The sequence below is a fragment of the Streptomyces bauhiniae genome, assembly GCF_004784475.1.
Classification (GTDB): Bacteria; Actinomycetota; Actinomycetes; order Streptomycetales; family Streptomycetaceae; genus Streptomyces; species Streptomyces seoulensis.
In genome coordinates, this window is the sequence record NZ_SRRT01000004.1 from 380,131 (window position 1) to 403,917 (window position 23,787).

Below are 23,787 nucleotides of genomic sequence, written 5' to 3' on the forward strand. Positions count from 1 at the left end.
CTGTTTCTGATATCCCATCAACTTATGCGGGTCAAGAGCTGATTTCAGCCGCTTGACCCGCTTTTTTCACGCTTCCTGCGGCACGTAACCCGCCGTTAACCCTGCAAAGCATCTCGCCGGGTTAACGTGTTTCTTGACCATCCATTGACCAATGCTTGGCGCGTACAAGAGACGTGGGATTCCGCAGGGGGGTGCGCATGTCCCGAGGCAGGACGCTCGGCGCGGTGCTCGCCCTGTTCGCGGTCGCGCTGCTCTCCCTCCAGCTCTTCGCGCCCTCCGGACCCTTCGCCACCGCACATACGCTCGGTGAGGCAAAGGCCAACGACGCGCCGGGGATCGTCCTCGTCGCCCAGCCCGCGGGCGAAGGCGCGGACCTCGTCCGCGAACCCCGCCGCTCCAAGACGCCGCCGGTCGCCGCCCATGCCGACCGGCACCGCCAGCGCGGCGCCGCGCCCACTCCCGCGCCCGAGCGCCCGCTCATATCCCGGCGGCCGGCCGAACCCGCACCGCCCGCGCGGTCCGGTGCTCCCGACGCCGGCGTCACGAGATCCTCCGGAGCCCATTCCACGGCAGTCCTTCAGGTCTTCCGCTGCTGACGGGCGGGCTCGCTCCCCCCACCACAGTCGTGCAAGCCCGACGCGCCGTCGAGGCGCGCCAGGAGGAGTCCAGACATCATGCAGCCCCTCATCGACTACGCCCGCACGTTCGGCCGGCGCCCCGAGGAGTTCGCCCGCCTCGCCGAGGGCCAGTCCCCCGAAGTCCTGTTCATCACCTGCTCCGACTCACGGGTCGTCCCGGCCCTGATCACGGGCGCCCGCCCCGGCGAGCTGTTCGAGCTGCGCACCGCGGGCAACATCGTCCCGCCGCACACCTCCGAGCACCCCACCAGCGAGGCCGCCACCATCGAGTACGCCGTGGAGGTGCTCGGCGTCCGCGACATCGTCGTCTGCGGTCACTCGCACTGCGGCGCGGTCGGCGCGCTGGTGCGCGGCGACGACCTGACCGCCGTACCCGCCGTGCGCGACTGGCTGGCGCACGCCGCGCCGCGCCCGGCCGGCGCGGCCGAGGACCCGGAGGTCGCCGAGGGCGTGCAGTGCCACGCGCTGACCCAACTGCTGCGCCTTCGCTCGTACCCCTGCGTCGAGCGCCGGACGGCGGAGGGCACGCTCGCCCTGCACGCCTGGTACTACGAGGTCCACACCGGGGCCGTGCGCGCGCACCGGTCCGACACCGACACCTTCGAAGCCCTGTGAGCGCGCCGATGACCAGGCAAGGGCTCATATCGCGCGCCCCGTTTCTCCGGCAGGACTTCGCCGCGTCCCTCGTCGTCTTCCTGGTCGCGCTCCCGCTGTGCGTGGGGGTGGCCGTCGCCTCCGGGGTCCCGGCCGAACTGGGGCTGGTCACCGGCATCGTGGGCGGCCTCGTCACCGGTGTGCTGCGCGGCAGCAGCCTCCAGGTGTCCGGGCCGGCGGCCGGCATGACCGTGCTGGTCTTCGAGGCGGTCCAGGAGTTCGGGCTGCCGGTGCTGGGCGCGATCGTGCTCGCCACCGGGCTGCTCCAGACGGTGATGGGCGTGCTGCGGCTCGGCCGGTACTTCCGGGCGATATCGCTGGCGGTCGTGGAGGGCATGCTGGCCGGAATCGGTCTGGTCCTGGTGGCCGGCCAGCTGTATCCGGCGATGGCCGCCAAGGCACCGGACGCCGGGCTGGACAAGATGCTCGGTCTGCCGCGCGGCCTGGCGGGCGCGGTCGGCGACGGCAGGGCGCTGGCCTCGCTGGCGCTGTGCGCGGGAACCGTCGCCGTCATGGTGGGCTGGAAGCACCTCCCGGCGAAGGTGCGTACGGTGCCCGGTCCGCTCGCCGCGGTGGGGCTCGCCACGCTGGCCGTGCCGGTGTTCGGCCTACAGGTGGCGATGGTGGAGGTGCAGGGGCTGCTGGGCGCCGTCCAGCCGCCGCCGCTGAGCGCCTTCGCCGAATTCGCGGATGTGGCGGTGCTCGGCACGATCGTCGCGTTCACGCTGATCGCGTCCGCCGAGTCGCTGTTCAGCGCGGCGGCCGTGGACCGGCTGCACGACGGCCCGCGTACCGAGTACGACCGTGAGCTGACCGCCCAGGGCATCGGCAACACGGTGTGCGGGCTGCTCGGCGCGCTGCCGCTGACGGCGGTGATCGTGCGCAGCGCGGCCAATGTGCAGGCGGGCGCGCGGACCAAGGCGTCCCGCGTGCTGCACGGCGTCTGGCTGCTGCTGTTCGCGGCGCTGCTGCCGGGCGCCCTCGCCCACATCCCGCTGCCGTCGCTGGCGGGCGTCCTGATCTACTCGGGGGCCAAGCTGGTGCCGGTCAAGTCGCTGGCGGGGCTGTGGCGCGAGCAGCGGGGCGAGGCGCTGATCCTCGCGGTGACGGCGGTGTCCATCGTGGCGGTCGGCATGTTCGAGGGCGTGCTGATCGGGCTGGCGCTGGCGATCGTCAAGACCGCCTGGGAGGCGTCGCACATCAAGGTCACCGTCATAGACAAGGGCGCGGGCCCGGTCGATGCCTATCTCTCGGGCAACGCGACCTTCCTCAGGCTGCCGAAAATACTGGACAGCCTGGAGGCGCTGCCCAAGGACCGCCCGGTCCGGCTGGACCTCTCCGGCCTGCTGCACCTGGACCACGCCTGCCGCACCGCCCTGGAGAACTGGGCCGAGCGGCACAGCGCGGACGGTACGGAACCGGTACGGCTGACGTCCGGGGCCGGGGCGGGTGAGCCCGCCGGGACACCGGCGGGCTGAGCCGGGACGGCCACGGGGCCGGGGTGACGGGAGCGATCCCGCCGCCCCGGCCCCCTCTTTTTTGTCCCGCATACGGGACGTACTGTTGAGTAAGGGATTAAACGGACCTCTCGGTGAGGGGGGCGACCATGTTGGAGCTCGTGATCACGCTCACAGCGGTGGCCGGCGGGATCGGTCTGGTGCTGCTGGCCGCGGCGATGCGTGTCGTCAAGCAGTACGAACGGGGTGTGCTGTTCCGGCTGGGGCGGATCACCGGTGAGCCCCGCACACCCGGGCTGACGCTGATCGTTCCGTTCGTGGACCGGCTGCACAAGGTGAACATGCAGATCGTCACGCTGCCGATCCCGGCCCAGGAGGGCATCACGCGGGACAACGTCACCGTGCGGGTGGACGCGGTGGTCTACTTCCGGGTCGTCGACCCGACCAGCGCGCTGGTGCGGGTGGAGGACTACAAGTTCGCGGTGTCGCAGATGGCGCAGACCTCGCTCCGGTCGATCATCGGCAAGAGCGACCTGGACGATCTGCTGTCCAACCGGGAGAAGCTCAACGAGGGCCTGGAGCTGATGATCGACAGCCCGGCCGTGGGCTGGGGCGTCCAGATCGACCGGGTCGAGATCAAGGACGTCTCCCTGCCCGACACCATGAAGCGCTCGATGGCCCGCCAGGCCGAGGCCGACCGGGAGCGCCGGGCCCGCATCATCAACGCGGACGCGGAACTCCAGGCATCCAAGAAGCTGGCCGAGGCGGCGCAGCAGATGTCGGACACTCCGACCGCCCTCCAGCTCCGGCTGCTCCAGACCGTGATGGCGGTGTCCGCCGAGAAGAACTCGACCCTGGTCCTGCCCATCCCGGTGGAGTTGCTCCACTTCCTGGAACGCGGCGCCCGCGACCCGGCCCCGTCGGAGGAGTCCAAGAAGGAGCGCGCCCCCGAACCGGCACCGCCTGTCGAACCCGTCCCCTTGTCCGGGACACCGGACCTCGACTCCGTCACCAAGACCCCGGAACTGGGCGCGCTCCTCGACCAGCCGTCCACCGAGGTGAGGTGAGTGCGCACCCATCCACCCGGTGACACCCCACCCGCCGCGCGGGTGACCGTCTCGCCGCGTCGGTGGGTGGATGAACATATGAACAGCTAGGCAGCCCTATTTTCATACGGTGATTGCACTCGCACGCCGTCTCACCGCCGTCTGCGTCCTCGGCGCGGCCCTCGCCGCCTGCGGTACCGCGGACCCCGCCAAGCCCCCGCGCCCGGCGCACGCCGAGCCCCATGCCTCCGCCTCCCCCTCCCCGTCCGGCACCCCCACCATGGCGGCGGGTCCGGGCGGCCTCACCCCCGTGTTCGAGCACGGCCCGCGCGACAAGGGCAAGACCGTCGCGCTGACCTTCGACGCCGACATGACCGCCGACGAGGGCCCCCGCGCCGCCGCCGGTGAACGCTTCGACAACCCCGGTCTGATCAGCGCCCTGCGCACACTGAAGGTCCCGGCGACCGTCTTCATGACCGGCCGCTGGGCCGAGGAGTACCCGGACCAGGCCCGCGCCCTCGGACACGACGCCCAGTTCGAGGTGGCCAACCACTCCTACAGCCACTACTCCTTCACCGGTGACTGCTACGGCCTGCCGACCGTCGCCCAGGACGCCAAGCTGACCGAGGTGCAGCGCACGTACGCCGCCCTGCGCAAGGCGGGCGTGCCGAACCCGATGCCGTACTTCCGCTTCCCCGGCGGCTGCTACGACCGGGACGCGCTGCGCGCCATCAGCGGCGCCGGTGTCACGGCCATCCAGTGGGACGTGATCAGCGGCGACGCCTTCGCCACGGACGCGGACGCGGTCGTGCGCCAGGTGCTGGACGGGGTGAAGCCCGGTTCGGTGGTCGTCATGCACTGCACCCGCAGCGCCGCCCCGACGACCGAGAAGGTCGTCCGCTCGGTGGTGCCGGAGCTGCGCAAGAAGGGCTACCGGTTCGTGAAGGTCTCGGAGCTGATCCGGGAGTCCGGCACCCCGCGCTGACCGGCGCCGGACTGCTCGTAGGGTTGGCTCACGTGACCCATGTGCCAGCCGCCCCCGGCGACAGCCCCTTCCAGACCGAGCCCACCCCGCGCGACGAGGCCCCGCAGTTCGTGCTGCCCCTCGTCGTACGGATCGAGAAGAGCGCGCCGCCCGCCCGTACCGACGCGCTGGAGACCGCCGCACGCGCCGTGCTCGTCCTGCTCGGGGACGAGCGGGCGCGCGGCGACGGCGAGTGGGCCGAGGCGGTACGGAACTGGGAGGACGCCCGCATCCGCAAGGTGGTCCGGCGGGCGCGGGGCGCGGAGTGGCGCCGCGCCGGGGAGCTGCCCGGCATCACGGTGACCGGCGCCGCCGCCGAGGTACGGGTCTTCCCACCGATCCCGCTGGACGGCTGGCCCAAGGAACTGGCCAAGCTCCAGGTCTCCGGCACCGAACTGGACGATCCCGAACCCCCCGCCGACCCCGACCGCACCGCCCCCGTGCTCTGGCTCAACCCGGACTTGAAGATGTCGGCCGGCAAGGAGATGGCCCAGGCCGGCCACGGCGCCCAACTCGCCTGGTGGGCCCTGTCCGACGCGGCCCGCGAAGCCTGGCGCACCGCCGACTTTCCTCTCACGGTCCGCACCGCCACCCCGGCCCACTGGCGCGAACTCACGACCAGTGGCCTGCCGTTGGTCCGCGACGCGGGCTTCACGGAGATCGCCCCCGGCTCGGCCACGGTGGTCGCGGACCACCCGGCGCTGCGCTGACCCGCGAACCTCAAATGTTGCTCTGAACCCCCGGCACGGGCGGTTCGCGTGCGCCCGCCGGGGCCATACCCCCGGCAGACGACGGAGGGGGACGGGATGCGGCTCGGGGCGGGGATCGGGTGGCGGCCGGAGATCGCGGACGCCGTGGCGGGGATGGCCGGGATCGACTGGGTGGAGGTCGTGGCGGAGAACATCTGCCCCGGCCATCTGCCGGAGCCGCTGGTGCGGTTGCGGGAGCGTGGGGTGACCGTCGTTCCGCACGGAGTCTCGCTCGGGCTCGGCGGTGCGGAGCGGCCGGACCAGGGACGGCTGCGGGCGCTGGCCGAGCGGGTTGAGGCGCTGGGGGCGCCGCTGGTCACCGAGCACATCGCGTTCGTCCGCGCGGGCGGACCGCTCACCGCGTCGGCGCCGCTGGAAGCCGGCCACCTGCTGCCCGTGCCGCGCACGCGGGACGCCCTCGACGTGCTGTGCGAGAACGTGGCGATCGCGCAGGAGGCGCTGCCGGTGCCGCTGGCGCTGGAGAACATCGCCGCCCTGTTCTCCTGGCCGGACGAGGAGATGACCGAGGGCGAGTTCCTGGCCGAGCTGGTGGAGCGGACCGGCGTACGGCTGCTCATCGACGTGGCCAACCTGCACACCAATCACGTCAACCGGGGCGAGGACCCCGCCGAGGCGCTGGACCGGCTCCCGCTGGAGGCGCTGGCCTATGTGCATGTGGCGGGCGGCTTCGAGCGGGACGGTGTCTGGCACGACAGCCACGCGCACCCCGTACCGCCTGTGGTGCTGGACATTCTGACCGGCCTGGCGTCCCGCGTCACACCGCCCGGCGTCCTGCTGGAACGGGACGAGAACTTCCCCGGACCGGCCGAGCTGGAGCGGGAGTTGGCCGACATCGGGGAGGCGGTGCGCAAGGGTGGCGGGCCTGCGCACACCCCACCGAAGGAGACCCTCCCCGTGCCGCCGGACGCCTCCGCCGAGGCCCGGCAGCGGGTGGCCGTCGCGCAGACCGCCGTGCTGTCGGCGCTGGTGGCGCGGACGCCGTTGCCCGAGGGGTTCGACCGGGGGCGGATGGGCGTCCAGGCGCGGTCGCTGGCGGCGAAGCGGGCGGACGTGGTGGCCAAGGTGGCGCCCGAGCTGCCGGTGATCCTCGGTGCCGGGTACCGGGAGGCGTTCCTCGGCTACGCACGCACCCGGCCGATGCGCGGCGGCTACCGGCAGGACGCGCTGGAGTTCGCCGCCCAGCTCCTCAAGACGGGCCGCCCGGCGGACGCGCGGGCGCGCCGGAGGCTGCGGGAGTGGTGGCTCGACCGCGCGGGCCCGGCACCCCGTACGCCCGGCCCGGCCGCCCGGCTGGCCAGGCGGGTGCTGTCGGCGCGGCGCTGACCGTCCCCGACCTGCGGGAAAAACGGAACGTCACATACCGGCAACGCTCTGTCCGGATACTGAACAAGCCATGGTTTTTCAGGGGCCGTTGGCATAGAAAAATCACATGTTCTGGGTCCTCCTCCTGCTTCCGGCCTGGGCCTTCGCCGCCATCGCCTGCACCCGGCTGTGCCTCGCCGCCGTCCGCGCCACCGCCGCGGACCGCGCGGCGCGGGCGCACGGCCACGACCGCGATCTGACGCTGTACGAGACGGCGTTCCTGTCCGGCGGCCCCTCCCGCGTCGCCGACCTCGCCATGGTCCGGATGGCCCGCCAGCGCCGGCTGCTGCTCGCGCACACCGGCTGGGCCACCGTGGTGGACCCGCGCGGGCGGGACGAGATGGAACGGTCCGTCATCGGCGCGATCGGCCCGCAGGGCCAGTCCCGGATCGCCCCCGTACGGGCGGCCGCGGCCGGTACGGAGGCCGTGCAGCGGCTCGCCGACCGGCTGATCGGCGCCGGACTCGCGGTCCCCTACGACACCGGTACGACCGTGGCCGCCGGGGTGCGCCAGGTGCGGGCCGCCGCCGTGGCCGTGCTCGCGCTGGGCGCGGCCGCGCTGCTCATGCCGACCCCGGTGGACCTGCCGCGCTTCCAGATCGCCATGTGGTTCGCGCTGCCCCTGATCCTCACCCTGAGCTGCCTGGCCATCGCCCGCGTCGAGGTGCACCCGTACCCGCGCTGGGCCTCCCCCACCGGGCAGCGGCTGCTTGGAGAGGTGGCCCGGCGTCCGGCCGGGGACGGCGACGAGGGCTCCTTCCTCATGCGGCTCGCGATGCGGGGCGTGCGCGCGCTGAACGAGCCCGAGCTGCGGGCCGCGTTCACCCACCGCGATGCGCCGGGGGCGCACAGGGAGCACTGACGCCGACACCCGCGTGCCGGTGCTTGCCTTTCCCGAGGCCCCTTCCGAAACATCCCTTCTGTCGCCGCCGGACCATGGCAGCCGTGCCATCGCCGCCGCGCACCGAAGGGAAGTCCGATGAGAGCTGCCGCCCTGTACTCGGCCGCCGGTTCCTTGCTGCTGACCGGGCTCGCCGTGACCCCGGCCGACGGCACCCCCGGCGCGCCGGGCGCGGCTGAGCTGCGCGGCACCGCGGTCGCCGCCGCCAGGGCCAGCGCGGCCGGCCTCGACTTCGGCGCCTGCCCCGAGGAGTCCCCGGCCGGGATGCGCTGCGCCACCGTACGCGTCCCGCTGGACTACGCCCGCCCCGGCGGGAAGCAGATCGAGCTGACCGTCAGCCGGATGCCGGCCACCGGGCGCGACCGGGCCAACAGCAAGCACAAGGTGCCCCGGCAGGGCGCCCTCGTCTACAACCCCGGCGGTCCCGGCGCCTCCAGCCTGAACTTCCCGATGATCGGCGTGGTCCCGGAGTGGCAGCGCATCGCCGCCGCCTACGACCTCGTCGGCTACGCCCCGCGCGGGGTGGCGCCCTCGGCCCCGCTGTCCTGCGAGAAGCCGGAGGAGTTCTTCAAGGCGCCCTCGCTCGCCCCCGTCCACCCCGGCGAGGCGTACAAGCGGGAGCGGATCGCGCGGGCGAAGGCGTACGCGCGCGGCTGTGCCGAACGGTCGGGCAGCGGGCTGGAGTTCTACAACTCGCTCAACAACGCCCGTGACCTGGACGTCCTGCGGGCCGCGCTCGGCGAGTCCCGGCTGACCTTCATGGGCGCCTCGTACGGCACCTACGTGGGCGCGCTGTACGCCACCCTCTTCCCCGGTCATCTGCGGCGGATGGTGCTGGACTCGGCGGTGGACCCGGACCCGGCGAAGGTCTGGTACCGCGAGAACCTGGACCAGTCGGCCGCGTTCGAGGACCGCTGGGCCGACTTCCGCGCCTGGGTGGCCCGCCACCACGACGTGTACGGCCTCGGCGCGACCCCGGCCGCCGTCCAGCGCTCCTACGACACCGCGAGCGACCGGCTGGAAGCGCACCCGGCGGACGGCAGGGTCGGGCCGGGCCAGCTGCAGAACACGTTCCTGATGGCCGGGTACTACGACGACTACTGGCCGAGCCGGGCCGCCGCCCTCGCCGCCTATCTGAAGGGCGATGCGGGGCCCCTGGTCCGGCTGGGCGCGCCCAGCCCGGAGACGGCCGCCGAGGCGGAGAACGGTAGCGCGGTGTACGCGGCCGTGGAGTGCAACGACGCTCCCTGGCCGACCGACTTCCGCATCTGGGACCGCGACAACACCCGCCTCGCCCGCACCGCCCCCTTCGAGACCTGGGACAACGCCTGGGTGAACTTGCCGTGCGCGTACTGGCCGGCCCGCCGTCAGGTCCCGCTCGATGTGCGCACCGGCACCGGTGAGACCCCACCGGTGCTGATCCTCGCGGCCGAGCGGGACGCGGCCACCCCGTACGACGGGGCGCTGGAGCTGAACCGGCGGCTGGCCGGGTCGACGCTGGTCACCGAGCGGGACGCGGGCACGCACGGCATCGGCGGCGGCCCCAACAGGTGTGTCAACGCCCACCTGGACGCCTACCTGCTGGAAGGCCGCCTGCCGGGCCGCCGCGCCGCCTGCGCCCCACGCCCGGAGCCGCGCCCCACCGAGCCGGCCGGACGCGCCACCCCGGACCGGGACGCGCTGAAGGGCAAGGGCGCCTAGGCGAGCCCCGCCACCAGTTCCGCCACCGACTTGCGGCGGCCGGTGTAGAACGGCACCTCTTCGCGGACGTGCATCCGGGCCTCGGAGGCGCGCAGGTGACGCATGAGGTCGACGATGCGGTACAGCTCGTCGGCCTCGAAGGCGAGCATCCACTCGTAGTCGCCCAGCGAGAAGGAGGCCACCGTGTTGGCCCGCACGTCCGGGTAGCCGCGGGCCATCTTGCCGTGGTCGGCGAGCATGCGGCGGCGGTCCTCGTCGGGCAGCAGGTACCAGTCGTAGGAGCGCACGAAGGGGTAGACGCTCACGTAGTTGCGGGGCGTCTCGTCGGCGAGGAACGCCGGGATGTGCGAGCGGTTGAACTCGGCGGGGCGGTGCAGCGCCATGTTCGACCACACCGGGTCGAGCGCGCGGCCCAGCTTGGTGCGGCGGAAGAGGTTGTACGCCTCCTGGAGCTGGTCGGCGGTCTCGGCGTGCCACCAGATCATCAGGTCGGCGTCGGCGCGCAGGCCGGAGACGTCGTAGGTGCCGCGGACCGTGACGTCCTTCGCGGCGAGCTGGTCGAACAGCTCCTGGACCTCGTCGGCGTAGCCCGCGCGGTCCTCCGGCAGCACGTCCTTCAGCTTGAAGACGGACCACAGGGTGTAGCGGATGACCTCGTTGAGGTCCTTGGCCAGCTTGCCCTTGTTCGGGATGCGGCCGGGCTCGGTGGTGGGGGCGTCGTCACTCATGCCCCCTATTCTCCCGCTCCGCCGTGCAGGCTCTGCACCGGGTTGGCCGTCAGCTCACGCACCCCGGCGAGGTCGCCGCCGAGCTGGTCGACGGCCGCGTACGCACTGGCGATGCAGGCCGGGATGCCCACACCGTCGTACTGCGCGCCGCACACCGCGAGGCCGGGCAGCTTGGCGATGTGCTCGCGGACGCGGGCCACGCGCGCGTGGTGGCCGACCGGGTACTGCGGCAGGCCGTCGGTCCAGCGGGTGACGCGGGTGGCGACGGGGGCGGCGTCCAGGCCGGTCGCGGCACGCAGGTCGTGCCGGGCGACCTGGACGAGTCCGGCGTCGTCGCGCTGGAGGATCTCGGTCTCGTGGTGACGGCCGACCGAGGTGCGCACCACCAGCAGGTCAGGGTCCTCGGCGCCGACCCAGCCCCACTTCTGGGAGGCGAAGGTCGCGGCCTTGATGGTGCGGCCGTCCACCGGCGGCACCAGGAACCCGCTGCCCTCGGGCAGGGCGGCGTCGGCGCGGCGGTAGGCGAGGGTGATCAGAGCCATGGAGGCGTACTCCACGGCGGCCAGCTCGGCGGCGGCCCCCGGGGCCTCGGCGCGCAGCAGCGCCGACGCGGCGGGCGCGGGTACGGCGACCACGACCGCGTCCGCCCGCAGCGTGCGGTCCCCGGCCGTGACGCGCCAGCCGGTGCCGTCCCGGCGCAGCTCGCTCACCGGGGTGCGGGTGAGGATCTCGCCGCCGCGCGTCCGTACCGCGTCGGCGACGGCGAGCGGGAGGGTGCCGACGCCGCCCTCGATGCCGAGGAAGACCGGGCCGGTCTGTCCCGCTTCGGCGGCCTTGGCCTGGAGGGACCGGACGGCGGCGGTGAGGGTGTCGTGGGCGCGGGCGGCCTGGTAGAGCTGGGGGACGGCCGAGCGCAGGGAGAGCCGGTAGGCGTCGCCCGCGTACACCCCGCCGAGCAGGGGTTCCACCAGCCGGTCGACGACCTCGCGGCCCATCCGGGCGGCGACGTACTCGCCCACGGCCACGTCGTCACCGACCTCGGTGGGCGGCAGTCCGGCGTCCCGCTCGATCCGGGCCAGGCCCTCGGCGGAGAGCAGGCCGGAGAGGGCGGCGGCGGCGCCGGGTACGCCCATGACATGGCCCTTGGGCATGGGACGCAGGGCGTCCCGGGTCCAGATCGAGGCGGTCGCGGTGGACGGGGGCTGGAGGCGGTCGCCGAGGCCCACCTCGCGGGCGAGGCCCACCGCTTCGGGGCGGCGGGCGAGCATCGACTCGGCGCCGAGGTCGACCCTCAGGCCCGCGATCTCGCCGGGCAGCAGCTTGCCGCCGACGCGGTCGGTGGCCTCCAGCACGGTCACCCGCGCGCCGCGCGCGAGCGCCCGGTGGGCGGCGGCCAGTCCGGCGACACCGGCTCCGATGACGACGACATGGCCCTTGCTCGCTGCGCTCATGCCCCCCACTCTCTCAGACCCCGTAGGGCGTCCCGGTGCCCGGTACGTCACCGGACCGTGACCGCATCGGGACCGTAGCGCGCGGCCGTTCCCGCAGGCCGGACCGTCTAAGGAGGAACAGCACCGCATCTCATCGGGGGGTAACCGACATGCGTACACAGGTCCGGGTCCTGGCGGGGGTCCTGCTCGCCGCTTCGCTCGCGCTCGCCGGGTGCAGCGAGTCGGGCGGCGACTCCAAGTCGTCCTACGCCGACGCCCCGAGCGCCGCCCAGGGCGCGGGCGGTGGCGCGGCCGAGGACGGCAAGTCCGCCCGCCGCGCGCCCCGGCTCGCGCCGAGCGTGATCCGCACCGCCTCCCTGGAGGTGGAGGTGCGGGACGTGCCCGGCGCGCTGGCCAAGGCCCGCCAGGTCACCGAGGACGCGGGCGGCTACGTCGGCGAGGAGAGCACCGACCGGGACGACGACGGCAGCGAGCGCACCCGTGTCGTGCTGCGGGTTCCCTCCGAGCGGTACGCGGAGGTGCTCGGCTCGCTCCAGGGCACCGGCAAGCTGCTGCGGCGCACCGCGCGGGCGCAGGACGTCACCGACCAGGTGGTGGACGTGGACAGCCGGATCAAGTCGCAGCGGGCCAGCGTCGCGCGGGTCCGGGAGCTGATGGACCGGGCGGACAAGCTGACCGACGTGGTCGCGCTGGAGGGCGAGCTGAGCAGCCGGGAGGCCGACCTGGAGGCGGTGCTGGCCCAGCAGGCGTCGCTGAAGGACCGTACGGGCCTGGCGACCATCACCCTGTCGCTGGCGGGGAAGGGCGCGCACGCGAGTGCCGGTGACGACACGCCCGGCTTCCTGGACGCGCTGTCGGGCGGCTGGCACGCGTTTCTGACGATGCTGCGCTGGATCGCGCTGGTGGTGGGCGCGGTGCTGCCGTTCGCTGCGCTGCTCGCGCTGCTGGTGTTCCTGTGGCGCCGGGTGGTCCGCCCCCAGCTCCCGCGCCGCCCGGCGCCCACGCCCGTATCGGGCTCGCTGCCGCAGGCGCGGCCGGTGTCGGAGGGCGGCGCGCCGGTCTCCGGCGAGCACAAGTGACGAGGCGTCAGCATCTCGCGCCCCGTAGCTTGTTCCCATGGACAAGCGTGAGGGGCCCGAGCGGCTGGTCGTGATCGGCGGCGACGCCGCGGGAATGGCCGCGGCGTCGCAGGCCCGCCGGCTGCGGAAACCGGACGAGCTGGAGATCGTGGCGTTCGAACGCACCCACTTCACCTCGTACTCGGCGTGCGGCATCCCCTACTGGGTGGGCGGCGCCGTCGAGGACCGCGACCAGCTCGTCGCGCGTACCCCGGAGGAGCACCGGGAGCGGCACATCGACCTCCGGCTGCGCACGGAGGTGACGGAGATCGACGTGGCCGGGCGCCGGGTGCGGGCGCACGACCTGGAGTCCGGCAACGAGTACTGGACCTCGTACGACAAGCTGGTCATCGCCACCGGGGCGCGGCCGATCCGGCCGGACATGCCGGGGGCGGACGCGGCCGGGGTGCACGGGGTGCAGACCCTGGACGACGGGCAGTCGCTGATCGACACGCTGACCCGTACCGAGGGCCGGCGCGCGGTGGTCGTCGGCGCGGGCTACATCGGTGTGGAGATGGCCGAGGCACTGCTCCGGCGGGGCTTCGAGGTGACGGTGGTCAACCGGGGCGCGGAGCCGACGGCGACGCTCGATCCCGACATGGGCCGGCTGGTGCGGCGGGCCATGGAGGGCATGGGGATCACCATGGTCGACGACACCGAGGTGACCGGCCTGCGCACCGGCGAGGACGGCCGGGTGCGGGCGGTCGTCACCAAGGACGCGGAGTATCCGGCCGACGTGGTCGTCATGGGCATCGGCGTGGAGCCGGTGACCGGCCTCGCCCGCGAGGCGGGGCTCCCGCTGGGCGCGCACGGCGGACTCCTCACCGACCTCGCCATGCGGGTGCGCGGCCATACGGACATCTGGGCGGGCGGTGACTGCGTGGAGGTGCTGAACCTGGTCTCCGGGCAGGAGCAGTACATCCCGCTCGGCACGCACGCCAACAAGCACGGGCAGGTCATCGGCACCAACGTGGGCGGCGGTTACGCCACCTTCCCCGGTGTCGTCGGCACCGCCGTCAGCAAGGTCTGCGAGCTGGAGATCGCCCGCACCGGCCTGCGCGAACGCGACGCCCGCCGGGCCGGCCTCCAGTACGAGGCGGTCGTCATCGAGTCGACCAGCCGCGCCGGCTACTACCCCGACGCCTCCCCCATGACCGTCAAGATGATCGCCGAACGCAACACCGGCCGCCTCCTCGGCGTCCAGATCATCGGCGGCGAGGGCGCCGGCAAACGCGTCGACATCGCAGCGGTAGCCCTGACCGCCGCCATGACGGTGGAACAGATGACCGCCCTCGACCTCGGCTACGCCCCACCCTTCTCCCCCGTCTGGGACCCGGTCCTCGTAGCGGCCCGCAAGGCGGTACGCAAGGTCCGCGAGACCAGCTAGCGCCGACCCGGCCGCACCCGCTCGACGCGGTCGAGGCCCCCGTCGAGCAAGTCCTGGTGTCCGATGGAGAAGTCCCCGTTGGGCAGTGCCGGCCCGTCCCCGTACTTCCGCCCCACCACGGCACCGGGCAGAAACGCCCGCAGCCGGTGCCGCATGTCCGCCGGGTACTCGACGGGCACCCCCCACCCGTCGGGTGCCTGATCACTGGAGAACAGCACCCAGTGATCCACCAGCACGTCCGCGTCCGGGTCCGGTGCCCCACCGGTGTGACAGTCCAGGGCGGGCGCGGTCAGCCGGTCCGGATCAAGAGGCGGGTACCAGAGCAGCAACGGCTTGGCCCGCCGCGCGTCGGCGTTGTCGAAACAGCAGACGGCGAAGGTGTGATGGGGAAAGTGCTCGGCGTAGAACCGCAGCAACTCCGGGTCCAGCCGCGGCCGCCGATGCGCGGGCACCCGGCCCAGCACGGCCGGCAGCGCCGTCGGGTCGTCCGCGAGCAGGACTGTGTACACGTCGTGCTCGAAGACCTGAACGGCCTCCGCCTCCGCGCCCATCCACGCGATCCCCTCGTCCCGGACGGCGGCGGTCTCGACCGCGTCGACCATCCGTCGCAGCACGTCCGCGCTGCGTCCGGCGGAGAGGAAGTGCCGCTCCGTGAGCCGCCCGGCGACGGGCAGGTGCAGCACCATGGCGTTCGGCCCCTCCGCCAGGTTCACCGCGGTGTTCTGGTAGCCGAGCACATGGATCAGGCCGTGTTCGGGGTGCTCCCGCCGCCCGCAGTACACGATCGTCCCCGAGAAGTCGGCAGCGCCGGTCGAGATGCACATGACGGCAAGGTACCGGGCAGTGCCGTTCACGGATTCACATGGTGTCGCCGGGGCACTAATCCTGTGTGGTCATACCCGTCCATGACGTCAATCCCGCGCGTCGCACGCCGTATGTGACGTACGCGCTCATCGCCGCCAGTGTGCTGGTGTTCCTGCTGACGCCCGGTGCGGCCGGGGCGGCGAGCGGGGAGAGCCATGTGGCGCAGCTGTGTCAGTTGCACGCGTTCATGGATCATTACGCGGCGATCCCGCGGGAGATGATCCATGGTCAGCTGCCCCGGCTGGTGCCGACCGGGCAGGTGGGGACCGGGGAGGCCGGGCCGGGGTGTGTGATGGGGGTGCCGGGGTACGACAAGTCGCCGGCGCTGTCGGTCGTCACGGCGATGTTCCTGCACGGGGGCTGGCTGCACCTGCTGGGCAACATGCTGTTCCTGCTGATCTTCGGCAACAACGTCGAGGACCGCATGGGCCACGTCCGCTTCGCGCTGTTCTACCTCGTCTGCGGCTACGCGGCGAGCTACGGCTTCGCCCTGCTGAACGCCGACTCCGGTGACCCGCTGATCGGCGCGTCCGGCGCGATCGCGGGGGTGCTCGGCGCCTACTTGGTGCTGTATCCGAAGGCCAGGGTGTGGGTACTGGTCCCGTTCCTGATCTTCCTGCCGCTGAGGCTGCCCGCCTGGATCGTGCTGGGCTTCTGGTTCGGCCTCCAGGCCGTGTACTCCTCGGGGCGCGGCGTCGAGGCCGGCTCCGGCACGGTGGCGTACGCGGCGCACGTCGTCGGCTTCGTGGCCGGCATGCTGCTCGCCTGGCCGCTGAAGGCCGGCACCCCGCCCCCGCCGGAGCCGGGCAGCCTGCTGTTCGGCAGGCGGGCCCGGCACCGTCAGGCGTGGTGAGCGGACGAGGTCAGCGGGCGCTCGCGGTGTGGACGTAGTCGACCAGGTGGGTCAGCGCGTCCGGCTCGATGTTCGGCATGACGCCGTGGCCGAGGTTGAAGACGTGCCCCTCCAGACCGGCGGCCGCGTCCAGCACCTCCTGCGCCTTGGCCTCCACCGTCTTGCGGTCGGTGAACAGCACCGTCGGGTCGAGGTTGCCCTGGAGCGCCTTGCCGGGTCCGACCCGGCGCGCGGCCTCGTCCAGCGGGACCCGCCAGTCGACGCCGACGACGTCCGCGCCCGCGTCGCCCATGAGCTTCAGCAGCTCACCGGTGCCGACGCCGAAGTGGATGCGCGGCACGCCGTAACCCGCGACGGCGTCGAAGACCTTCGCGGAGGCCGGCATCACCGAGGCGCGGTAGTCGGCGGGGGCCAGCGCGCCCGCCCAGGAGTCGAAGAGCTGCACCGCCGAGGCACCGGCCTCGATCTGCACCTTCAGGAACGCGGCCGTGATGTCCGCGAGGCGGTCCAGCAGGTCGGCCCACAGCTCGGGGTCGCCGTACATCATCGCCTTGGCGTTCTCGTACGTGCGCGAGGGGCCGCCCTCGACCAGGTAGCTGGCCAGGGTGAAGGGAGCGCCCGCGAAGCCGATCAGCGGGGTGGACCCCAGCTCACCGGTGAGCATGCGGACCGCCTCGGTGACGTAGGACACGTCCTCCGGGGTGAGGTCGCGCAGCCGGGCGAGGTCGGCGCGGGTGCGCACCGGCTCGGCGACGACCGGGCCGACGCCGGGCTTGATGTCGAGGTCGATACCGATGGCCTTGAGCGGGACGACGATGTCGCTGTAGAAGACCGCCGCGTCCACGTCGTGCCGGCGCACCGGCTGCAGCGTGATCTCGGTGACCAGCTCGGGCCGCGTGCAGGACTCCAGCATCGGAATGCCCTCGCGCACCTTGCGGTACTCCGGCAGGGACCGGCCGGCCTGACGCATGAACCACACCGGGGTGTGCGGCACGGGCTCACGCCTGCACGCCTTGAGGAAGGCGCTGTCGTACGTCGCTGTCGGCTGCTGGCCCGTGGGGATCGCGTTGGCACTCACGTCGGCAAGTCTCCCACGGCCCGCCGACGAGAAGTGCCGCCGCCCTCGGGGGGTGTCATGCCCTGCACGAAGGCCCGCTTCCCCTTACTCTTCCCCGCATGGCTGCGGCTCAGGGACGATCGTCGGACGGCACCGGCGGAATGGACGACGTGAAGGACACGCAGGCGAAGCAGAGAGGAGCCGGGGTGCCAGAGGTCCCCCCTGCCTTCGGCAGCGCGGTGGAGGCGCTGCGGAACGCGCGGCTGCGGCCGCAGGTGGAGGTGGAGCCGACGCCCGCCCCGCAGCGGCTGGCGCCGTACGCGTACGCGCTGGAGGCCGTCGTGCTCGACGGCGAGCAGGAGCTGGCCGACGGCCGGCTGGTGCTGCTGCACGACCCGGCCGGCCACGACGCCTGGCACGGCACCTTCCGCCTGGTGACGCTGGTACGGGCGGAGCTGGAGCCCGAGATGGCGGCCGACCCGCTGCTGCCGGAGGTGTGCTGGTCCTGGCTGACCGGCGCGCTCCAGTCGCGCGGGCTGACCTACGGCGAGCCGAGCGGCACGGTCACCCGCGCCAGCTCCCACTACTTCGGCGGGCTGTCGGAGCGGCCGGCCGCCTCGCAGATCGAGATCCGCGCCTCCTGGACACCGCTCGAAGGGCTGGGCGGCGTTCCGGACACCGCCGCGCACCTCGCCTCGTGGTGCGATCTGCTGGCCCAGGTCGGCGGCCTGCCCCCGGCCGCGCCGGGCGACGGCTCGGTGGTGACCCTGCCGCAGCGCAGGGGTCCGCAGTCCCGCTAGCGCCCCCAGGCTGATCATCTTCTCAGCGCCCCGCCAAGATCGGCGGGGCGCTGTTTTGTGATCACTTCCCGAACCATCACTTTGTCGATACGGCCACTTTCCGTACTCGAATCGCCTCACCCCGGAGCCGATTCGATCTTCGGATGATCGATCGCGTGTCCGAATTGCACAGATTGTGACTCACTAGATCGTGATCATTCTCTAAAGGCGGACGGGTTTGCTGCCGAAGACGACTGTGACCTTGAAAGCACGGTTCCCCCCGGCTTCTTCCCCACAAGCCGGCCCCGTCCCCCCACCCAGGAGGCCTGGTGTCCGTTCTCCTCGAGCAGCCCGCAAGCCTGGTCGCCTACCGCCCGAACAAGCCGACCGCCATGGTGGTCGTGGCCGACCCCCGCGTCCGTTCCACCGTCACCCGCCATCTGTGGGCCCTCGGTGTGCGCGACGTGATCGAGGCCTCGTCCGTCGCGGAGGCTCGTCCCCGCATCGGCAACCCGCGCGACATCTGTGTCGCAGACGTCCACCTGCCCGACGGTTCCGGCCTCACCCTGCTGTCCGAGACCCGTGCCGCGGGCTGGCCCAACGGCCTCGCCCTGTCCGCCGCCGACGACATCGGCGCCGTCCGCAACGCCCTCGCCGGGGGCGTGAAGGGCTACGTCGTCACCGGCACCCGTACCAACATCGGCCTGCCTACCCGCCCCGGCGCCGCCCCCATCGGCTCCGCCGCGGCCCGAATGGGGCACCGGCGTCCGCCGGGCGCCCCGAGCCACCCCGGCGGCTACCGCGAACTGTCCGGCCGCGAGGTCGAGGTGCTCCGCCTCGTCGCGGAGGGCCAGTCCAACAAGGCGATCGGCGTCTCCATGGGCCTGTCCGCGCTGACCGTCAAGAGCCACCTGGCCCGCATCGCGCGCAAGCTCGGCACGGGCGACCGCGCCGGCATGGTCGCGGTGGCCCTGCGCACCGGGATCATCCACTAACCCTCTCTTCCGGCCCCCACCCACGCCCTCCTGACCCCCGGTGCCCGTCGGCGGAACGTTCCGTCGGCGGGCACCGGCGTGCGCGCCGGGCGGGGTGCGCCGTACGGCGCACGGTGTGCGCCCGCGCGCGGCGCGTTTTGGCCGGTCAGCGGGGATGTCGGTCGAACGTGCAGGCCAGCGGCGCGGGCATGCGGATACCCTTGGCATGTGACGGACGCCCAAGAGACCGCAGCAGACAGTTCCCGGCGCATCAACGGGGGCACGCCCCCCGACGCGGGGCCTGCTGAGGCGGCGGCGCCCACCCCCCTGCTCGAACCCCGTGAGGGGATTCCGCCGGTCGTCGCGGACGCCGCCGCGCTCGCCGAGGTCGTCGCCGCGTTCGCGGCCGGCACCGGCCCGGTGGCCGTGGACGCCGAACGCGCTTCCGGTTACCGGTACGGCCAGCGGGCCTATCTGGTGCAGCTGCGGCGCGAGGGCGCGGGCTCCGCGCTGATCGACCCCGTCGCCTGCCCCGACCTCTCCGCCCTGGGCGCCGCGCTGTCCGGCGTGGAGTGGGTACTGCACGCCGCCACCCAGGATCTTCCGTGCCTGCGGGAGATAGGCATGGTGCCCACCAGCCTGTTCGACACCGAGCTGGCCGGGCGGCTCGCCGGATTCCCCCGCGTCGGTCTCGGCGCGATGGTGGAGAACGTGCTCGGCTTCGTGCTGGAGAAGGGCCATTCCGCCGTCGACTGGTCCACCCGCCCGCTGCCCGAGCCGTGGCTGCGCTACGCCGCGCTCGACGTGGAGCTGCTGGTCGACCTGCGCGACGCCCTGGAGAAGGAGCTGGAGCGGCAGGGCAAGCTGGAGTGGGCGCTGGAGGAGTTCGCCGCCATCGCGGCCGCCCCGCCCGCCGAGCCGCGCAAGGACCCGTGGCGCCGTACCTCCGGGATGCACAAGGTGCGCAGGCGGCGGCAGCTCGCCGTGGTCAAGGAGCTGTGGGAGACGCGGGACCGGATCGCGCAGCGCCGGGACGTCTCGCCCGGCAAGGTGCTCGGTGACGCGGCGATCGTGGAGGCCGCGCTCGCGGTGCCGGCCAATGTGCACGCGCTGGCCGCGCTGAACGGTTTCGGCCATCGTGTGGGCCGCCGTCAGCTGGAGCAGTGGCAGGCGGCGGTCGACCGGGCGAAGGCGCTGCCGGAGTCGGCGCTGCCGCAGCAGAGCCAGCAGGTGACCGGCCCGCCGCCGCCCCGCGCCTGGTCGGACAAGGACCCGGCCGCCGCGGCCCGGCTGTCGGCCGCCCGCGCCGGGGTGTCGGCGCTGGCCGAGCGGCTGGAGATGCCGCAGGAGAACCTGATCTCCCCCGACACCGTGCGCCGGATCTGCTGGGAGCCCCCGGTGCCGGCCGACGAGCGGACCGTCGCCGCCGCCCTCACCGGCCACGGCGCGCGGGCCTGGCAGGTGGAGCAGGTGACCCCGGTGTTGGTCGCGGTGCTGTCGGCCACGCCCGAATAGGCGATTTCACGCCACAATCCGTCCGGCCGGGCGGGGCCGAGGTGTGACGTTCACCGCTAGCCGGGGTGGGACTGTGCAGCTACGTTACTCATAAGTAGCATGGGGTTGAGCAAGCGCTCAGCGTCCCGCACCCTGGAGGAGAGCCATCGTGCCTCGTACCGTCAGGGACGTCGTCTTCGTCGACGGCGTCCGCACCCCGTTCGGCAAGGCGGGCCCGAAGGGCATCTATCACGAGACTCGCGCCGACGACCTCGTCGTGAAGGCGATCCGGGAGCTGCTGCGCCGCAACCCCGGTCTGGACCCGAAGAAGATCGACGAGGTCGCCATCGCCGCGACCACCCAGATCGGTGACCAGGGCCTGACCCTCGGCCGTACCGCGGGCATCCTCGCGGGCCTGCCGCAGTCGGTGCCCGGCTACTCCATCGACCGCATGTGCGCGGGCGCGCTGACCGCCGTGACCTCGGTGTCCGGCTCGGTCGCCTTCGGCGCGTACGACGTCGCCATCGCGGGCGGTGTCGAGCACATGGGCCGCCACCCGATGGGCGAGGGCGTGGACCCCAACCCGCGCTTCGTCTCCGAGAAGCTGGTCGACGAGTCGGCGCTGTTCATGGGCATGACCGCCGAGAACCTGCACGACCGCTACCCGGCCATCACCAAGCGGCGCGCCGACGAGTACGCGGTCCGCTCGCAGGAGAAGGCCGCCAAGGCGTACGCCAACGGCAAGATCCAGCAGGACCTGGTGCCGATCTCGGTGCGCCGCACCAATGAGGAGGCCGGCGAGACGGGCTGGGGCCTGGTCACCGCCGACGAGCCGATGCGCCCCGGCACCACGCTGGAGAACCTGAGCGGCCTCAAGACGCCGTTCCGTGTGCACGGCCGGGTCACCGCGGGCAACGCGGCCGGTCTGAACGACGGCGCCACCGCCTCCCTCATCGCGTCCGAGGACTTCGCCCGCGAGAACGGCCTGCCGGTCAAGATGCGCCTGGTCTCCTACGCCTTCGCCGGCGTGGAGCCCGAGGTGATGGGCTACGGCCCGATCCCGGCCACCGAGAAGGCCCTCGCCCAGGCCGGCCTGTCGATCTCCGACATCGGCCTGTTCGAGATCAACGAGGCGTTCGCCGTCCAGGTCCTCGCCTTCCTGGAGCACTACGGCATCGCCGACGACGACAGCCGCGTCAACCAGTACGGCGGCGCCATCGCGTACGGCCACCCGCTGGCCTCCTCCGGTGTGCGGCTGATGACCCAGCTCGCCCGCCAGTTCGAGGAGAACCCGGACGTCCGCTACGGCCTGACCACCATGTGCGTCGGCTTCGGCATGGGCGCGACGGTCATCTGGGAGAACCCGAACTTCGAGGGGGACAAGTGAGCAACACCACCGAGCTGCTGAAGGGTGCTGCCGAGCTGTTCCCCGGCGAGGTCGTCACCCAGGCCCACGTACGGCACTTCGAACTGCCCTTCAACGCGGGCAAGTTCGCGCTGATCACGCTGGACAACGGCTTCGACCACACCAAGCCGACCACCTTCGGCCCGGCCTCGCTGGCGAACCTCAACGCCGCGATCGACCAGGTCGAGAAGGAGGCGGCCGACGGTGAGATCGTCGGCGTCGGAGTCACCGGCAAGCCCTTCATCTTCGCGGTCGGCGCCGACCTCAAGGGTGTCGAGCTGCTGAAGCGGCACGAGGACGCGCTCGCCATCGGCAAGGGCGGCCACGAGGTCTTCAAGCGCCTCTCCGGTCTCGCGGTCCCGACCTTCGCCTACTACAACGGCGCGGCGATGGGCGGCGGCGTCGAGGTCGGCCTGCACTGCTCCTACCGGACCGTCTCCAAGGCGATCCCGGCGTTCTCGCTGCCCGAGGTCTTCCTCGGCCTGGTGCCCGGCTGGGGCGGCTGCGCCCTGCTGCCGAACCTGATCGGCCCGGAGAAGGCCGTCCAGGTCATCATCGAGAACAGCCTCAACCAGAACCGCCAGCTCAAGGGCAAGCAGGTCTTCGAACTCGGCATCGCCGACGCGCTGTTCGAGGGTGCCGACTTCCTGGAGCAGTCGCTGCTGTGGACCGCGCAGGTCCTCAAGGGCGACCTCACCGTCGAGCGTCCAGCGATCGACCGGGGCGAGGCGTGGGACCAGGCCGTCGCGAAGGGCCGCTTCGTCGCGGACTCCAAGGTGCACGGCGCGGCCCCGGCCGCCTACCGCGCGCTGGAGATCATCGAGGGCGCCAAGGACGGCGACCTGCAGAAGGGCTTCGACGCCGAGGACCAGGCCCTCGCGGACCTGATCATGGGTGGCGAACTGCGGTCCGGCATCTACGCGTTCAACCTGGTGCAGAAGCGCGGCAAGCGTCCGGCCGGCGCCCCCGACAAGTCGCTGGCGCGTCCGGTCACCAAGGTCGGTGTCGTCGGCGCCGGTCTGATGGCCTCCCAGCTCGCGCTGCTCTTCCTGCGTCGCCTGGAGGTGCCGGTCGTGCTGACCGACATCGACCAGGAGCGCGTCGACAAGGGTGTTGCTTACGTCCACGCCGAGATCGACAAGCTGCTCGGCAAGGGCCGGATCAACCAGGACAAGGCCAACCGCCTCAAGGCGCTGGTCACCGGTGTGCTGGACAAGGCCGAGGGCTTCGCGGACGCGGACTTCGTCATCGAAGCGGTCTTCGAGGAGATGGGCGTCAAGCAGAAGGTGTTCGCGGAGGTCGAGGCGGTCGCCCCGGCGCACGCGATCCTCGCCACCAACACCTCCTCGCTGTCGGTGTCGGAGATGGCGTCGAAGCTGAAGCACCCCGAGCGGGTCGTCGGCTTCCACTTCTTCAACCCGGTCGCGATCCTGCCGCTGCTGGAGATCGTGCGCGGCGAGCAGACCGACGACGCCTCGCTGGCGACGGCGTTCGGCGTGGCCAAGAAGCTGAAGAAGACCGCGGTGCTGGTGAAGGACGCCCCGGCGTTCGTCGTCAACCGCATCCTGACCCGCTTCATGGGCGAGATCCAGAACGTCATCGACGAGGGCACCCCGGTCGAGGTCGCGGAGAAGGCCATCGAGCCGCTCGGCCTGCCGATGTCCCCGCTGGTGCTGCTGGAGCTGGTCGGCCCGGCGATCGGCCTGCACGTCTCGGAGACCCTCAACCGGGCCTTCCCGGACCGCTTCACGGTCTCCCCGAACCTGAAGGCGGTCGTCGAGGCCGGCAAGCGCGGCTTCTACGTCTACGACAGCGGCAAGCCGGAGCTGGACCCCGAGGTCGCCGCGCTGCTCAAGCAGGGCGACTCCGTCCTCACCGAGGAGCAGGTCCGCGACCGCGTCCTGGACGCCGTGGCCCAGGAGATCGGCCTCATGCTGGACGAGGGCGTCGTCGCCGAGGCCCAGGACATCGACCTCTGCCTGATCACCGGCGCCGGCTGGCCCTTCCACCTGGGCGGCATCACGCCGTACCTGGACCGCGAGGGCGTCTCCGAGCGGGTGAACGGCAAGCGGTTCCTGGAGCAGGGTGTGGCGAGCGTGCCCGCGTAACACCGTCTGCCTGTAC

Annotated in this window: 21 protein-coding genes; 17 read left to right on the top strand and 4 right to left on the bottom strand. The window is 72.6% G+C overall.

The window, feature by feature from the left end; genetic code table 11:
* Window positions 1-197: 197 nt before the first annotated feature.
* From E5083_RS15660 to E5083_RS15700, 9 genes are all read left to right on the top strand, one after another.
* Window positions 198-596: a hypothetical protein gene (locus E5083_RS15660; RefSeq protein WP_135786302.1), complete on the top strand. Its 399-nt coding sequence runs from the start codon at window positions 198-200 to the stop codon at window positions 594-596.
* 78 nt (window positions 597-674) lie between these two features.
* Entirely contained in the window at window positions 675-1,253 is a 579-nt protein-coding gene (locus tag E5083_RS15665) for a carbonic anhydrase (protein WP_135786303.1), read from the top strand.
* Between the two features lie 8 nt (window positions 1,254-1,261).
* Window positions 1,262-2,770 (top strand): SulP family inorganic anion transporter, encoded by a 1,509-nt coding sequence (locus tag E5083_RS15670; protein ID WP_135786304.1) that lies wholly within the window; start codon window positions 1,262-1,264, stop codon window positions 2,768-2,770.
* Window positions 2,771-2,898: 128 nt separating this feature from the next.
* Complete coding sequence (locus E5083_RS15675) at window positions 2,899-3,816, top strand: slipin family protein (protein WP_244317512.1); 918 nt, start codon at window positions 2,899-2,901, stop codon at window positions 3,814-3,816.
* Between the two features lie 109 nt (window positions 3,817-3,925).
* On the top strand, window positions 3,926-4,780 hold the full coding sequence (locus E5083_RS15680; protein ID WP_135786305.1) for a polysaccharide deacetylase family protein: 855 nt from the start codon (window positions 3,926-3,928) through the stop codon (window positions 4,778-4,780).
* 32 nt (window positions 4,781-4,812) lie between these two features.
* Window positions 4,813-5,529, top strand: a complete 717-nt coding sequence (locus tag E5083_RS15685; RefSeq protein ID WP_135786306.1) for a peptidyl-tRNA hydrolase — start codon at window positions 4,813-4,815, stop codon at window positions 5,527-5,529.
* Window positions 5,530-5,625: 96 nt separating this feature from the next.
* Window positions 5,626-6,912, top strand: a complete 1,287-nt coding sequence (locus E5083_RS15690; protein ID WP_135786307.1) for an MbnB/TglH/ChrH family RiPP precursor modification enzyme — start codon at window positions 5,626-5,628, stop codon at window positions 6,910-6,912.
* A gap of 106 nt (window positions 6,913-7,018) precedes the next feature.
* Entirely contained in the window at window positions 7,019-7,813 is a 795-nt protein-coding gene (locus tag E5083_RS15695) for a TIGR04222 domain-containing membrane protein (protein ID WP_135786308.1), read from the top strand.
* Between the two features lie 117 nt (window positions 7,814-7,930).
* The gene (locus E5083_RS15700) at window positions 7,931-9,553 is read left to right on the top strand and encodes an alpha/beta hydrolase (protein ID WP_135786309.1); all 1,623 of its coding nucleotides are present in this window, start codon (window positions 7,931-7,933) and stop codon (window positions 9,551-9,553) included.
* On the opposite strand, the gene hemQ is transcribed toward E5083_RS15700, so the two are convergent.
* Window positions 9,550-10,281, bottom strand: a complete 732-nt coding sequence (gene hemQ / locus E5083_RS15705) for a hydrogen peroxide-dependent heme synthase (protein WP_135786310.1) — start codon at window positions 10,279-10,281, stop codon at window positions 9,550-9,552. The genes E5083_RS15700 and hemQ overlap by 4 nt on opposite strands.
* A gap of 5 nt (window positions 10,282-10,286) precedes the next feature.
* Window positions 10,287-11,732, bottom strand: a complete 1,446-nt coding sequence (hemG, locus tag E5083_RS15710) for a protoporphyrinogen oxidase (RefSeq protein ID WP_135786311.1) — start codon at window positions 11,730-11,732, stop codon at window positions 10,287-10,289.
* Between the two features lie 149 nt (window positions 11,733-11,881).
* On the opposite strand from hemG, the gene E5083_RS15715 reads away from it, so the two are divergent.
* Both E5083_RS15715 and E5083_RS15720 read left to right on the top strand, forming a co-directional pair.
* Complete coding sequence (locus tag E5083_RS15715) at window positions 11,882-12,811, top strand: DUF4349 domain-containing protein (protein ID WP_135786312.1); 930 nt, start codon at window positions 11,882-11,884, stop codon at window positions 12,809-12,811.
* 37 nt (window positions 12,812-12,848) lie between these two features.
* On the top strand, window positions 12,849-14,237 hold the full coding sequence (locus E5083_RS15720; RefSeq protein ID WP_135786313.1) for an FAD-dependent oxidoreductase: 1,389 nt from the start codon (window positions 12,849-12,851) through the stop codon (window positions 14,235-14,237).
* Here the strand turns inward: E5083_RS15720 and E5083_RS15725 are convergent.
* Window positions 14,234-15,061 (bottom strand): hypothetical protein, encoded by an 828-nt coding sequence (locus E5083_RS15725; protein WP_135786314.1) that lies wholly within the window; start codon window positions 15,059-15,061, stop codon window positions 14,234-14,236. The two genes, E5083_RS15720 and E5083_RS15725, sit on opposite strands and share 4 nt — an antisense overlap.
* A 65-nt stretch (window positions 15,062-15,126) precedes the next feature.
* Between E5083_RS15725 and E5083_RS15730 the strand changes: the two genes are divergently transcribed.
* Window positions 15,127-15,954: a rhomboid family intramembrane serine protease gene (locus E5083_RS15730; protein WP_135786315.1), complete on the top strand. Its 828-nt coding sequence runs from the start codon at window positions 15,127-15,129 to the stop codon at window positions 15,952-15,954.
* A gap of 10 nt (window positions 15,955-15,964) precedes the next feature.
* Here E5083_RS15730 and hemE read toward each other — a convergent pair whose 3' ends face one another.
* Window positions 15,965-17,032, bottom strand: a complete 1,068-nt coding sequence (gene hemE, locus E5083_RS15735) for a uroporphyrinogen decarboxylase (RefSeq protein ID WP_135786316.1) — start codon at window positions 17,030-17,032, stop codon at window positions 15,965-15,967.
* 98 nt (window positions 17,033-17,130) lie between these two features.
* On the opposite strand from hemE, the gene E5083_RS15740 reads away from it, so the two are divergent.
* The 5 genes from E5083_RS15740 to E5083_RS15760 all read left to right on the top strand — a co-directional run bounded on the left by E5083_RS15740 (window position 17,131) and on the right by E5083_RS15760 (window position 23,771).
* Window positions 17,131-17,811: a DUF3000 domain-containing protein gene (locus E5083_RS15740; RefSeq protein WP_135786317.1), complete on the top strand. Its 681-nt coding sequence runs from the start codon at window positions 17,131-17,133 to the stop codon at window positions 17,809-17,811.
* Window positions 17,812-18,119: 308 nt separating this feature from the next.
* Entirely contained in the window at window positions 18,120-18,785 is a 666-nt protein-coding gene (locus E5083_RS15745) for a response regulator transcription factor (protein WP_031181634.1), read from the top strand.
* A gap of 207 nt (window positions 18,786-18,992) precedes the next feature.
* Window positions 18,993-20,279, top strand: coding sequence for an HRDC domain-containing protein (locus E5083_RS15750; protein WP_135786318.1), 1,287 nt, complete (start codon window positions 18,993-18,995; stop codon window positions 20,277-20,279).
* 148 nt (window positions 20,280-20,427) lie between these two features.
* Entirely contained in the window at window positions 20,428-21,645 is a 1,218-nt protein-coding gene (locus E5083_RS15755; RefSeq protein WP_135786319.1) for a thiolase family protein, read from the top strand.
* The gene (locus tag E5083_RS15760) at window positions 21,642-23,771 is read left to right on the top strand and encodes a 3-hydroxyacyl-CoA dehydrogenase NAD-binding domain-containing protein (protein ID WP_135786320.1); all 2,130 of its coding nucleotides are present in this window, start codon (window positions 21,642-21,644) and stop codon (window positions 23,769-23,771) included. The genes E5083_RS15755 and E5083_RS15760 overlap by 4 nt, the downstream gene beginning before the upstream one ends.
* Window positions 23,772-23,787 lie beyond the last annotated feature (16 nt).

Excerpts from the sequence above, each read along its gene's own strand:
- E5083_RS15690 (WP_135786307.1), top strand. The coding sequence starts at position 5,626 with ATGCGGCTCGGGGCGGGGATCGGGTGGCGGCCGGAGATCGCGGACGCC.
- hemQ (WP_135786310.1), bottom strand. The coding sequence starts at position 10,281 with ATGAGTGACGACGCCCCCACCACCGAGCCCGGCCGCATCCCGAACAAG.
- E5083_RS15665 (WP_135786303.1), top strand. The coding sequence starts at position 675 with ATGCAGCCCCTCATCGACTACGCCCGCACGTTCGGCCGGCGCCCCGAG.
- E5083_RS15725 (WP_135786314.1), bottom strand. The coding sequence starts at position 15,061 with ATGTGCATCTCGACCGGCGCTGCCGACTTCTCGGGGACGATCGTGTAC.
- E5083_RS15720 (WP_135786313.1), top strand. The coding sequence starts at position 12,849 with ATGGACAAGCGTGAGGGGCCCGAGCGGCTGGTCGTGATCGGCGGCGAC.
- E5083_RS15700 (WP_135786309.1), top strand. The coding sequence starts at position 7,931 with ATGAGAGCTGCCGCCCTGTACTCGGCCGCCGGTTCCTTGCTGCTGACC.
- E5083_RS15670 (WP_135786304.1), top strand. The coding sequence starts at position 1,262 with ATGACCAGGCAAGGGCTCATATCGCGCGCCCCGTTTCTCCGGCAGGAC.
- E5083_RS15660 (WP_135786302.1), top strand. The coding sequence starts at position 198 with ATGTCCCGAGGCAGGACGCTCGGCGCGGTGCTCGCCCTGTTCGCGGTC.
- E5083_RS15740 (WP_135786317.1), top strand. The coding sequence starts at position 17,131 with ATGGCTGCGGCTCAGGGACGATCGTCGGACGGCACCGGCGGAATGGAC.
- E5083_RS15715 (WP_135786312.1), top strand. The coding sequence starts at position 11,882 with ATGCGTACACAGGTCCGGGTCCTGGCGGGGGTCCTGCTCGCCGCTTCG.
- hemG (WP_135786311.1), bottom strand. The coding sequence starts at position 11,732 with ATGAGCGCAGCGAGCAAGGGCCATGTCGTCGTCATCGGAGCCGGTGTC.
- E5083_RS15675 (WP_244317512.1), top strand. The coding sequence starts at position 2,899 with ATGTTGGAGCTCGTGATCACGCTCACAGCGGTGGCCGGCGGGATCGGT.
- E5083_RS15695 (WP_135786308.1), top strand. The coding sequence starts at position 7,019 with ATGTTCTGGGTCCTCCTCCTGCTTCCGGCCTGGGCCTTCGCCGCCATC.